Source organism: Staphylococcus sp. FSL W8-0305 (assembly GCF_037966415.1).
Classification (GTDB): Bacteria; Bacillota; Bacilli; order Staphylococcales; family Staphylococcaceae; genus Staphylococcus; species Staphylococcus aureus.
This window is the reverse complement of record NZ_CP150198.1, coordinates 1,413,091-1,425,732: the sequence shown is the minus strand read 5'-3', so window position 1 is coordinate 1,425,732 and position 12,642 is coordinate 1,413,091. Positions and strand designations below refer to the sequence as shown.

The 12,642-nt window shown below is 31.8% G+C and carries 12 protein-coding genes and 1 pseudogene; all 13 read left to right on the top strand.

Going from position 1 to position 12,642, the window contains the following annotated elements:
- Positions 1-97 precede the first annotated feature (97 nt).
- Positions 98-727 carry a DUF443 family protein gene (locus tag NST10_RS07070; protein ID WP_000882189.1) on the top strand — a complete coding sequence of 210 codons (630 nt, stop codon included), beginning with the start codon at positions 98-100 and terminating at the stop codon, positions 725-727.
- 452 nt (positions 728-1,179) lie between these two features.
- Entirely contained in the window at positions 1,180-2,118 is a 939-nt protein-coding gene (locus tag NST10_RS07065) for an aldo/keto reductase (RefSeq protein ID WP_000808894.1), read from the top strand.
- A gap of 209 nt (positions 2,119-2,327) precedes the next feature.
- Positions 2,328-2,864, top strand: coding sequence for a flavodoxin family protein (locus tag NST10_RS07060; RefSeq protein WP_000633782.1), 537 nt, complete (start codon positions 2,328-2,330; stop codon positions 2,862-2,864).
- Between the two features lie 168 nt (positions 2,865-3,032).
- On the top strand, positions 3,033-3,509 hold the full coding sequence (locus NST10_RS07055; protein ID WP_000477504.1) for a GNAT family N-acetyltransferase: 477 nt from the start codon (positions 3,033-3,035) through the stop codon (positions 3,507-3,509).
- A 39-nt stretch (positions 3,510-3,548) separates the two neighbouring features.
- A complete protein-coding gene (locus tag NST10_RS07050) occupies positions 3,549-4,844 on the top strand; it encodes an HD domain-containing protein (RefSeq protein ID WP_000180233.1) in 1,296 nt (431 codons plus the stop codon).
- A gap of 27 nt (positions 4,845-4,871) precedes the next feature.
- Positions 4,872-5,393: a YwhD family protein gene (locus NST10_RS07045; protein ID WP_001788287.1), complete on the top strand. Its 522-nt coding sequence runs from the start codon at positions 4,872-4,874 to the stop codon at positions 5,391-5,393.
- Between the two features lie 498 nt (positions 5,394-5,891).
- Positions 5,892-6,902, top strand: coding sequence for an alcohol dehydrogenase AdhP (gene adhP, locus NST10_RS07040; protein WP_001200748.1), 1,011 nt, complete (start codon positions 5,892-5,894; stop codon positions 6,900-6,902).
- Positions 6,903-6,976: 74 nt separating this feature from the next.
- Positions 6,977-7,085 (top strand): annotated as a pseudogene (locus tag NST10_RS07035) (hypothetical protein).
- 92 nt (positions 7,086-7,177) lie between these two features.
- Positions 7,178-7,594: a DUF1934 domain-containing protein gene (locus NST10_RS07030; RefSeq protein ID WP_000359082.1), complete on the top strand. Its 417-nt coding sequence runs from the start codon at positions 7,178-7,180 to the stop codon at positions 7,592-7,594.
- Positions 7,591-9,252, top strand: coding sequence for an arginine--tRNA ligase (gene argS, locus NST10_RS07025; RefSeq protein ID WP_001021140.1), 1,662 nt, complete (start codon positions 7,591-7,593; stop codon positions 9,250-9,252). Before NST10_RS07030 ends, argS begins: the two co-directional genes overlap by 4 nt.
- A gap of 406 nt (positions 9,253-9,658) precedes the next feature.
- Positions 9,659-10,294, top strand: a complete 636-nt coding sequence (locus tag NST10_RS07020) for an endonuclease III domain-containing protein (RefSeq protein ID WP_000901760.1) — start codon at positions 9,659-9,661, stop codon at positions 10,292-10,294.
- A 318-nt stretch (positions 10,295-10,612) separates the two neighbouring features.
- Entirely contained in the window at positions 10,613-11,500 is an 888-nt protein-coding gene (locus tag NST10_RS07015) for an ABC transporter substrate-binding protein (protein WP_339209118.1), read from the top strand.
- Positions 11,501-11,649: 149 nt separating this feature from the next.
- Positions 11,650-12,600, top strand: a complete 951-nt coding sequence (locus NST10_RS07010) for an iron ABC transporter permease (RefSeq protein ID WP_001820041.1) — start codon at positions 11,650-11,652, stop codon at positions 12,598-12,600.
- The last annotated feature ends 42 nt before the right edge of the window (positions 12,601-12,642 follow it).

Below are 12,642 nucleotides of genomic sequence, written 5' to 3'. Positions count from 1 at the left end.
GAATAAAATTTTTAATGATAGTAAGTTGATAATATTTTAATGTCTTTTGAAGTATCGAAAAATGTATTACACATAAAATTAAAGGGATGTGGAGACATTGCTTTGCGAGGTAATAGCTATATACAAAAATCCCAAATATAGAATTATTAAATATAATGATGAATATTTGATGGTGAATATAATAAATAATTGGTTAGTTTTATTTATTCCATTGCTTAATTGGTTGACACCAAAAAGATACATCAAGATCAGTCAAGAAGAATTAGAAAATTTAAATACTTTCAAACCTGCTAAAAACAATGCATTTTGGCCAGCATTAGGTAGTTCAGTTTTATTTAGTGTGACTTTTAGAAAGTATATGCCTTTATTTAATGTTAGATTGGAAAAAACAATAGTAATAGCCATATTTTTTGTTGTATTTCTTGGTATTTTATTTTTCTACCTAAATTTAAATCGTAGGTTAGCATTAAGTGTTTTTACTATGAATAAAGAAAAAAGTCAGAAAATGATATTGCTACCTAATTTAAAACATTTTTTCTTTATAATATTTGCATATTTATATTTCGGTGGTTTTTCATTTTTCACTTTATATGCCCTGATAACTATAGATGTTCAAAATATAATTATATTTATCTGTTGGGGTGCAGTAACTATGTTTTTCTTTTTTATAAACATTGTTCCCATTGGCATTAAAAAAGCTCATGTAATACTTCTTAAAAAAAGCTGAATAATAAAGGAGTTTTTTAAATCTAAAATTATTAAATTTAATATAAAAATTCGACTCATAGATAGAATGAATAAAAATCCGAAATATAGAATTATCAACTACAAAGATGAATGTTTTATAATGGATATCCCATGTTAATATTAACAGTTTTAATTTCTTTGTTATGCAAATCAAAACATTATAGTATTTCTAATTGAATTTGCAATGGCTTTAATGTTGTCGTTCTTAAATGATTTTTCAATTTCTGATTCAAAAGTACATGTAATTTAAAGGCTAACAAGCAATCGCACTATGTGAATATCAACTTAAGCAATACTTATTTTAACTGAGTTCTACATAACATTTTTCTAATACACCGCCTAAATTCAAACCCTAATTCTAACATTTGGAAGTTGTATTAAATCATGATAGTGTGATAGTGGAAAAGTTATAAAGATAAGGAGCTGGGTCTAATGAAGCAATTTGTAAACTTAGGTAAATCTGATGTTGAAGTGTTTCCAATCGCACTTGGGACGAACGCAGTAGGTGGGCATAATTTATATCCGAACTTAGATGAAGAACAAGGAAAAGATGTTGTTCGTCAAGCCATTAATCATGGTATTAATTTATTAGATACGGCATATATTTATGGGCCAGAACGATCAGAAGAATTGGTTGGAGAAGTTGTTAAGGAATATCCGCGAGAGCAAATTAAAATTGCTACGAAAGGGTCTCATGAATTTGATGAAAATCAAGAAGTACATCAGAACAATCAACCGGAATATTTAAAACAACAAGTTGAGAATAGTTTGAAACGTCTACAAACTGATTATATCGATTTATATTATATTCATTTTCCAGATGACAACACTCCGAAAGATCAAGCAGTTGCAGCATTACAAGAGCTTAAGGAACAAGGGAAGATTAAAGCCATTGGTGTATCAAATTTCACATTAGATCAACTTAAAGAAGCAAATAAAGATGGTTACGTTGATGTTGTACAGTTAGAATATAATTTATTGCATCGTGAAAATGAGGCAGTATTACAATATTGTGTTGATCACCAAATCACATTTATTCCATATTTCCCTTTAGCATCCGGTATTTTAGCTGGAAAATATGATGAGAACACTAAATTTAGTGACCATCGTACTACACGTCGTGATTTTAAACCAGGTGTATTTGAAGAAAATGTGCGTCGCGTAAAAGCTTTGGAAAGCATAGCTGCAGCACATCAAACTTCAATTGCGAACATTGTATTAGCATTTTATTTAACGAGACCAGCTATCGATGTGATTATTCCTGGTGCAAAACGTGCAGAACAAGTCATTGAAAATATTAAAGCTGCAGATATCGTTTTATCAGATGATGAGATTCAATATATCGATGAACTGTTTCCAATTGAAGACTAAATGAATTGTATTTAATGGTGACATATGTATCTAATTCATCATGAATTAGCCCCGTATCACAAACGACTTTATATAAGGCATGACGAAATTTCGTCAAATTTATATAAAAGTTGTAAGCGTTTTACTATTCGGTAGGTAAAGCTTATGATAGTATAATTAGGTAACGAAAAACACAGATATTTATTAATCAAAAGTGAGGTTAGGCTAAAATGATTACTGTTTTGTTTGGTGGGAGTAGACCAAACGGTAATACTGCACAATTAACAAAATTCGCTTTGCAAGATTTAGAGTATCAATGGATTGACGTGACACAACATCAGTTTAAACCGATACGTGACGTGAGACATACAGCAGAGACTATTACTTCATATGACGATGACTATTTGCCGATTCTAGATAAAATATTGGCTAGTGATACGATTATTTTTGCATCACCAGTGTATTGGTATAGCATTTCAGCACCATTGAAAGCATTTATCGAACATTGGTCAGAAACATTACAAGATAAACGATATCCTAATTTTAAGGCACAAATGGCCGAAAAGGATTTTAGAGTTATTTTAGTTGGTGGAGATTGTCCAAAAATAAAAGCGAAGCCAGCAATTACGCAAATGAAATATAGTTTAGACTTTTTAGGTGCCACTTTAAATGGTTATATTATTGGAACTGCTGAAAAGCCTGGTGACATCATGAAAGACAACTATGCCTTAGCACGTGCAACTGAGTGGAATAGTATATTGCAATAAGACATACCTCATACTAAACGAAGTGATTTTTTGCTTCGTTATTTTTTATTTTTAATTTTAACGGAAAATATAAATATATAAATTGAATAGACAATCATTGTTTATTAAGTATTGAGCAAGTTGTGGTATAATGCCGTTATTAAAACTTGTTAATAAGGGGAGAAAGTCATGTTCAAGGTAAGACAAGCAACTGAAAAAGATGTTGTTCAAATTAGAGATGTCGCAACTAAAGCTTGGTTTAATACATACTTAAATATATACGCTGCGACAACAGTTAATCACTTGTTAGAAGCTTCATATAATGAACATCATTTAAAGAAAAGACTTCAAGAACAATTATTCTTAGTCGTTGAAGAAGGTAATGACATCGTTGGCTTTGCTAACTTTATTTACGGTGAAGAATTATATTTATCAGCTCATTATGTTAAACCAGAATCGCAACATACAGGTTATGGTACAGCATTGTTAAATGAAGGATTATCACGTTTTGAAGATAAATTTGAAGGTGTTTACTTAGAAGTAGATAATAAAAATGAAGAAGCAGTAGCTTACTATAAAGAGCAAGGTTTTACAATCTTACGCTCTTATGAGCCAGAAATGTATGGCGAAAAGTTAGACTTAGCACTTATGTACAAAGCATTTTAAGTAAATTAAATATTATATTAAACGAAAAGGAGGGGAATAATGACTAACGCATATGTAGATTTAAAATTAGTAGAAGAAAAAGTTTTTAAAGACCCGATACATCGATATATTCATGTTGAAGATCAATTGATATGGGATTTAATTAAAACTAAGGAATTTCAAAGGTTACGTCGAATTAGACAATTAGGAACACTGTACCTATCTTTTCACACAGCAGAACATAGTCGCTTTGGACATTCTTTAGGTGTGTATGAAATAGTTAGACGATTAATTGATGAGTCATTTATTGGTCATGATGCATGGGACAATAAAGATAGACCGTTGGCATTATGTGCTGCATTATTACATGATTTAGGACATGGTCCATTTTCACATAGTTTTGAAAAAATATTTAATACAGACCATGAAGCATACACTCAAGCGATTATTACTGGAGATACTGAGGTGAATGCTGTATTACGTAAAGTATCGCCTGAGTTTCCAAGAGAAGTTGCGGAAGTAATTAATAAAACGCATCATAATAAATTGGTCATTTCGATGATTTCTTCACAAATCGATGCGGATAGAATGGATTATTTACAACGTGATGCGTATTTCACAGGTGTGTCATATGGTGCTTTTGATATGGAACGTATTTTAAGATTAATGCGACCTTCTAAAGATGAAGTACTAATTAAAGAAAGTGGTATGCATGCAGTTGAAAACTTTATTATGAGTCGTTATCAAATGTATTGGCAGATTTATTTCCACCCAGTTAGTCGTGGTGGAGAAGTGCTGCTTAATAATTGTTTGAAACGCGCAAAACAGCTTTATAATGAAGGCTATGAATTTAAGTTGCATCCACATGATTTTATTCCATTTTTTGAAGAGACAGTTACGATTGAACAATATGTTGAACTCGATGAAGCGGTAGTTACGTATTATTTGGAAAAATGGACAAAAGAAGATGATGCCATTTTAAGTGATTTAGCAAGTCGATTTATTAATCGAGACTTATTTAAATATATTCCATTTGATGGCTCAATTATTACAATATCAGAACTGCAAGAACTGTTTGAAGCAGGTGGTATTAATCCAGATTATTATTTTGTGAGTGAAGCATTTTCGGATTTGCCATATGACTATGATCGACCTGGGTCAAATCGCAAACCGATTCATTTATTAAGACAAGATGGTAAGATTAGAGAAATAAGCAATCAATCTTTAGTCATTCATAGTATTACAGGCATTAATCGCCAAGACTATAAATTATATTATCCTAGAGAAATGGTTGCAAAGATTAAAGATAAGACAATTAGAGAAGCTATTGAAAATTTGATTAATGAGCTTAATTAAACAGGGCTAAAATTGTTATCGTTAAATATGGAGGTTATATCATTGTCTGAGAAAAAAGGCTTTAATTTTAATATCATAAAAAATGACCCTCTAGATGGTCATAAAGGTACAAATATTGGTTCAATTAGCTTAGACAATATTGCACCAGTTTTTATCGATGTTGCTAACAAAGAAGCATTTATTGATATTGGAGGCATGCATGCTCGCGCCAAAGTTGAAAAAGGCGTGAAATGGATTACTGATAAAGCTGCTGTTGAAGGCGATGAAGCTAAAGAATATTGGTTGTGTTGGGTAACAACAGAACGTAATGAACAAGGACCATATTATGCTGGTTTAACAGCGTGCTATTTATTAGTGAATAAAGCAATTCGTCGTGGTTATAAAAGTATGCCTGAACATGTTAATATGATGGATAAATCAATGAAACATCATATTATCATTGATCAAATTGGTGACGAGAATAAAGCTATTTTAAAAGACTTTTTAATGAACCATGATGAAGGTATGTGGAAGCATTCTTCTGATGCATTACATCAAGCATTTAATTAAATATTAGAAACTAAAATTTCCCAATTAATCTATAAAGATATGATTCATTTCTCAATGACGACGTAAATCTTGAGGTGAAAATAAAGTCTTAGATTGATTGGGAGTTTTTTTAATTTTTTTGAAATTAAATTAATCTGTAGTTAATAAAAAATTTGAATAACTGACACATTTTTTTGATCATAGCTATATACTTTGTGAATTAATTCACATTATAATAAGAGTGAAGATAAGAGTATTATAAATTATCTTTAAATAAATATATGTGAAGTAAAAATTACACGTTAGCATATCGATTATGTCATTTCTTTTAACATATTAACTAGGGAAACGTTAAAAGTTAACGGTTGATATCTAACTAAAAACAAAGTCACAATAGTATGTTTTAATTTGGCGTCTATTACAAATAAAAATTACATCTATAATTATTCGTTTTCATTTTTGAAAGTAATCACCAATTAATATCATACATACTGGAGTGACTATAAGGAGGACATTATTATGAGAGCAGCAGTTGTAACGAAAGATCACAAAGTAAGTATTGAGGACAAAAAGTTAAGAGCTTTAAAACCTGGTGAAGCATTGGTACAAACGGAATATTGTGGCGTTTGTCATACCGATTTACATGTTAAGAATGCTGATTTTGGTGATGTTACAGGCGTTACTTTAGGTCATGAAGGTATTGGTAAAGTCATCGAAGTTGCAGAAGATGTAGAATCATTAAAAATTGGAGACCGTGTGTCTATCGCTTGGATGTTCGAAAGCTGTGGAAGATGTGAATATTGTACAACAGGTCGTGAAACACTTTGCCGTAGTGTGAAAAATGCTGGTTATACAGTAGATGGTGCAATGGCTGAACAAGTTATTGTTACTGCAGACTATGCTGTGAAAGTACCTGAAAAATTAGATCCAGCAGCAGCGTCTTCTATTACATGCGCAGGTGTGACAACTTATAAAGCTGTAAAAGTAAGTAATGTTAAACCTGGACAATGGTTAGGTGTTTTTGGTATAGGTGGTTTAGGTAACCTAGCTTTACAATATGCTAAAAACGTTATGGGGGCTAAAATTGTTGCCTTCGACATTAATGATGATAAATTAGCATTCGCAAAAGAATTAGGTGCAGATGCTATTATTAATTCTAAAGATGTTGATCCAGTTGCAGAAGTTATGAAATTAACTGATAACAAAGGATTAGATGCAACAGTGGTAACTTCAGTTGCTAAGACGCCATTTAACCAAGCGGTTGATGTTGTAAAAGCTGGTGCAAGAGTTGTTGCCGTTGGTTTACCTGTTGATAAAATGAACTTAGATATCCCAAGATTAGTGCTAGATGGTATTGAAGTAGTAGGTTCACTTGTTGGTACAAGACAAGACTTACGTGAAGCGTTTGAATTTGCTGCTGAAAATAAAGTAACACCTAAAGTTCAATTAAGAAAATTAGAAGAAATCAATGATATTTTTGAAGAAATGGAAAATGGTACTATAACTGGTAGAATGGTTATTAAATTTTAAAAATATCAAATGACTTTATAGATAAAGAAGGTAGTGCTCTGAACACTATCATTATAATCAAACACGAGGTTTTCATGAAAGATAGTGAAAATCTCGTGTTTTTTTGGTTTTGAGGTTTTGTTTGTATTTTATAAAATGGCTTACATATATCAAGCGTTGATTAAGTATGGAATTGTTAATTAATTGAACCTATTTAGCTTTAAGAAGGCATAACAAGATGACCTTATTTTATGCTATAATATTTCTATTATGCGAAGATTAAGGTGAGTAGTAAATTGGATAAAAAAGTAAGTATTCATACAAAGCAAGTGTTGAAACAGCACAACGAAAAAGAAAAATTTGAATTTACTACTGAAGGAACTTGGCAACAAAGGCAATCTAACTTTATTCGGTATGTAGAACAAATTGAGGATGCAACAGTTAATGTTACAATAAAAGTGGATGATGATAGCGTTAAGTTGATTCGTAAAGGCGACATTAATATGAATTTGCATTTTGTTGAAGGACAAACGACAACAACTTTTTACGATATATCGGCTGGACGAATTCCACTAGAAGTTAAAACATTACGCATTTTACATTTCGTAAGTGGAGACGGTGGCAAGTTAAAGATTCATTATGAATTATATCAAGATAATGAAAAAATGGGTTCTTATCAATATGAAATTAACTATAAGGAGATAGGCGAATGAATATTATTGATCAAGTGAAACAAACATTAGTAGAAGAAATTGCAGCAAGTATTAACAAAGCAGGATTAGCAGATGAGATTCCTGATATTAAAATTGAAGTTCCTAAAGATACAAAAAATGGAGATTATGCTACTAATATTGCGATGGTACTGACTAAGATTGCAAAGCGTAATCCTCGTGAAATTGCTCAAGCGATTGTTGATAACTTAGATACTGAAAAAGCACATGTAAAACAAATTGACATTGCTGGTCCAGGATTCATTAATTTTTACTTAGATAATCAGTATTTAACAGCAATTATTCCTGAAGCAATTGAAAAAGGTGATCAATTTGGACATGTAAATGAATCAAAAGGTCAAAATGTATTGCTTGAGTATGTTTCAGCTAACCCTACAGGAGATTTACATATTGGTCATGCTAGAAATGCAGCAGTTGGTGATGCTTTAGCTAATATTTTAACTGCAGCTGGCTATAATGTAACACGTGAATATTATATTAATGATGCTGGTAATCAAATTACTAACTTAGCGCGTTCGATTGAAACACGTTTCTTTGAAGCTTTAGGTGACAATAGTTATTCAATGCCAGAAGATGGCTATAATGGCAAAGATATTATTGAAATAGGTAAAGATTTAGCAGAGAAACACCCTGAAATTAAAGATTATTCTGAAGAAGCACGTTTGAAAGAATTTAGAAAATTAGGCGTAGAATACGAAATGGCTAAACTGAAAAATGATTTAGCAGAGTTCAATACGCATTTTGATAATTGGTTTAGTGAAACATCTTTATATGAAAAAGGCGAAATTCTTGAAGTTTTAGCTAAAATGAAAGAATTAGGTTATACGTATGAAGCTGATGGCGCTACATGGTTACGTACAACTGATTTTAAAGACGACAAAGACAGAGTATTAATTAAAAATGACGGTACATATACGTATTTCTTACCAGATATTGCGTACCACTTCGATAAAGTTAAACGTGGTAATGACATTTTAATCGATTTATTTGGTGCTGATCATCATGGTTATATTAACCGTTTGAAAGCATCTCTTGAAACGTTTGGTGTAGATAGTAATCGTTTAGAAATTCAAATCATGCAAATGGTTCGTTTAATGGAAAATGGTAAAGAAGTGAAGATGAGTAAACGTACTGGTAATGCGATTACATTAAGAGAAATTATGGATGAAGTTGGCGTTGACGCTGCACGTTATTTCTTAACTATGCGTAGTCCTGATAGTCACTTTGATTTTGATATGGAATTAGCGAAAGAGCAATCTCAAGACAATCCAGTTTACTATGCTCAATATGCACATGCGCGTATTTGTTCAATTTTAAAACAAGCGAAAGAGCAAGGAATTGAGGTAGCTGCTGCGAATGATTTTACAACGATTACAAATGAAAAAGCGATCGAATTGTTGAAAAAAGTAGCTGATTTCGAACCTACAATTGAAAGTGCTGCTGAGCATAGATCAGCACATAGAATTACTAATTATATTCAAGATTTAGCTTCTCATTTCCATAAATTCTATAATGCTGAAAAAGTGTTAACAGATGATATTGAAAAAACAAAAGCACATGTTGCTATGATTGAAGCGGTCAGAATTACATTGAAAAATGCATTGGCAATGGTCGGTGTAAGCGCACCTGAATCAATGTAAGAACATTTATATACACTCCAACGTAGAGTTTCTCGAAAGATACTTTGTGTTGGAGTGTTTTTTTATTTGGTATGTGACATATTGGGGAATGCTTAGTATGTGAATAAGGTTAAAGGAATACAGTTGGTTTGCGCAGCAACTGCAAAAGAGCCCCTAATCGCTAAAGCTCAAGGGGGGAAAGGAATACAGTTGGCTTGCTTGCGCACAACTGCAAAAGAGCCCCTAATCGCTAAAGCTCAAGGGGGTTAAAGGAATACAGTTGGTTTGCTTGCGCAGCAACTGCATAAGAGCCCCTAATCGCTAAAGCTCAAGGGGAGTTAAAGGAATCCAGTTGGTTTGCTTGCGCAGCAACTGCAAAAGAGCCCCTAATCGCTAAAGCTCAAGGGGCTCTAAAAGGAGGATGTAAATGTTAGGAACTGATGAATTGTATAAATTGTTATATAGGCATATGGGACCTCAAAATTGGTGGCCTGCTGATAATGACATTGAAATGATGTTAGGTGCAATTTTAGTTCAAAATACTAGATGGCGAAATGCAGAAATTGCATTGAATCAGATTAAAGAACACACGCATTTTAATCCAAATCATATATTAGAACTACCTATTGAAACGTTACAATCATTGATACGTCCAAGTGGCTTTTATAAAAGTAAATCACTGACGATTAAAACATTATTAACATGGTTAGCACGACATCATTTCAATTATCAAGAGATTAATGAGCGATATAAAGGTGAATTAAGAAAAGAATTATTATCTTTGAAAGGTATTGGAAGTGAAACAGCAGATGTCTTACTTGTTTATATATTCGGACGTATTGAATTTATTCCAGATAGCTATACAAGAAAAATATATAATAAATTAGGATATGAAAACACTAAAAGTTATGATCAATTAAAAAAAGTAGTCACATTACCAAATCATTTTACAAATCAAGATGCTAATGAATTTCATGCTCTGTTAGATGTATTTGGTAAACATTACTTTAGAGATAAAGATATAAAGAATTGTGATTTTTTAGAACCTTACTTTAAAAAGTAAACGCTGTGAAGTTAGATAGATGAGTTTATATGAAATATAAAAAATAATTTACTATTTTCTTTTAGTATGTGGACTTATATAATAAATAGAAGCATATAAAGAAAAAAGTTGTTTGTTTGTGCAGCAACTGCATAAAAGCCTCTAATGACTAAAGGTGAAGAGGAACGCAGTTGGATGCTACCGCACAACTGCATAAATCCCTCTAATCGCTAAAGCGAAAAGTGGGATTAAAGGAACGCAGTTGGATGTAACCGCACAACTGCATAAAAGCCTCTAATCACTAAAGTTCAAGAGGCTTTAAAAAGGAGATGTGATAATGTGAAGAAATCGTTAATTGCTTTTATTTTGATTTTTATGCTTGTTCTGAGTGGCTGTGGTATGAAAGATAATGATAAACAAGGTAGCGACGATAATGGCTCGTCTAAATCGCCGTACCATAGAATTGTTTCGTTAATGCCTAGTAATACTGAAATTTTATATGAATTAGGATTAGGTAAATACATAGTTGGTGTTTCAACGGTTGATGATTATCCAAAAGATGTGAAAAAGGGTAAGAAACAATTTGATGCTTTGAATCTAAATAAAGAGGAACTTTTAAAGGCAAAGCCAGATCTAATTCTTGCGCATGAGTCGCAAAAGGCAACTGCTAATAAAGTATTGTCATCATTAGAGAAACAAGGCATCAAAGTAGTGTATGTTAAAGATGTACAATCAATTGATGAAACTTACAACACATTTAAGCAAATTGGGAAATTAACGCATCATGAAAAGCAGGCTGAACAACTTGTTGAGGAAACTAAGGATAATATCGATAAAGTCATAGATTCAATTCCTGCTCATCATAAAAAATCAAAAGTATTTATTGAGGTTTCATCAAAGCCTGAAATATATACAGCAGGGAAGCATACATTTTTCAATGATATGTTAGAAAAATTAGAAGCCCAAAATGTTTATAGTGACATTAATGGTTGGAACCCTGTAACGAAGGAAAGTATTATTAAAAAGAACCCAGATATATTAATTTCGACGGAAGCTAAGACAAGATCAGATTATATGGATATCATCAAAAAAAGAGGTGGATTCAATAAAATTAATGCTGTCAAGAATACACGTATTGAAGTTGTAAATGGTGATGAAGTATCAAGACCGGGTCCACGTATTGATGAAGGATTAAAAGAATTAAGAGATGCAATTTATAGAAAATAAACCATTCTAATTATGCCCCTTATTGCTACATGTAATAAAAATTACATGTTTGAGATAAGGGGTTTTAAAATATATTTAGTGAATGATAGCAACGCGAGTATGTGATTGCTATAATGAATGTAATTATCGATGAAAGAAAAGAGAATGCTATGACATTTAATAAAGTATTATTGAGCTGGATAGTCATATTGATTATAACAACTAGCATATATCTATTTTGGCAGTTGGGGGATATCAATGATGTATTTAACCAGTCTATTTTAATCAATGTTAGATTACCGAGATTATTAGAAGCATTGTTGACAGGTATGATATTAACTGTTGCAGGTCTTATATTTCAAACAGTTTTAAATAATGCATTGGCAGATAGCTTTACATTAGGATTGGCAAGCGGTGCTACATTTGGTTCAGGATTAGCATTATTTTTAGGATTAACAACGTTATGGATTCCTGTATTTTCAATAACATTTAGTTTAATAACATTAATAACTGTATTAGTCATTACGTCGGTATTGAGCCAAGGCTATCCAGTTAGAATCTTAATATTAAGTGGTTTAATGATTGGTGCATTATTCAATTCACTTCTATATTTTTTGATTTTATTAAAACCTCGCAAATTAAATACAATTGCCAATTATCTGTTTGGTGGTTTTGGTGATGCAGAATACTCAAATGTATCCATAATAGCAATCACATTTATCATTGCACTGTTTGGTATATTTATCATTCTTAATCAACTAAAGTTATTGCAATTAGGAGAACTAAAAAGTCAGTCACTAGGCTTAAATGTTCAAATAATTACATATATCGCGTTATGTATAGCTTCTATGATAACGGCGATAAATGTCGCATATGTTGGCATAATTGGATTCATTGGTATGGTGATACCACAACTCATTAGAAAATGGCAGTGGAAACAATCATTAGGAAGACAATTGGCTTTGAATATTGTAATTGGAGGACAAATAATGGTTATGGCAGATTTTATTGGTAGCCATATATTGTCACCCGTACAAATACCGGCAAGTATTATCATTGCATTAATTGGTATACCAGTGTTATTTTACATGCTAATATCTCAGTCGAAACGGTTACACTAGCACATGACATTTGCTAAAATAAAAATAACTATAAACATAAAG

What these genes read in the sequence shown, in the direction of transcription:
- NST10_RS07065 (WP_000808894.1), top strand. Translation starts at nt 1,180, where the DNA reads ATGAAGCAATTTGTAAACTTAGGTAAATCTGATGTTGAAGTGTTTCCA.
- NST10_RS07060 (WP_000633782.1), top strand. Translation starts at nt 2,328, where the DNA reads ATGATTACTGTTTTGTTTGGTGGGAGTAGACCAAACGGTAATACTGCA.
- NST10_RS07055 (WP_000477504.1), top strand. Translation starts at nt 3,033, where the DNA reads ATGTTCAAGGTAAGACAAGCAACTGAAAAAGATGTTGTTCAAATTAGA.
- NST10_RS07050 (WP_000180233.1), top strand. Translation starts at nt 3,549, where the DNA reads ATGACTAACGCATATGTAGATTTAAAATTAGTAGAAGAAAAAGTTTTT.
- NST10_RS07045 (WP_001788287.1), top strand. Translation starts at nt 4,872, where the DNA reads ATGGAGGTTATATCATTGTCTGAGAAAAAAGGCTTTAATTTTAATATC.
- adhP (WP_001200748.1), top strand. Translation starts at nt 5,892, where the DNA reads ATGAGAGCAGCAGTTGTAACGAAAGATCACAAAGTAAGTATTGAGGAC.
- argS (WP_001021140.1), top strand. Translation starts at nt 7,591, where the DNA reads ATGAATATTATTGATCAAGTGAAACAAACATTAGTAGAAGAAATTGCA.
- NST10_RS07020 (WP_000901760.1), top strand. Translation starts at nt 9,659, where the DNA reads ATGTTAGGAACTGATGAATTGTATAAATTGTTATATAGGCATATGGGA.
- NST10_RS07010 (WP_001820041.1), top strand. Translation starts at nt 11,650, where the DNA reads ATGACATTTAATAAAGTATTATTGAGCTGGATAGTCATATTGATTATA.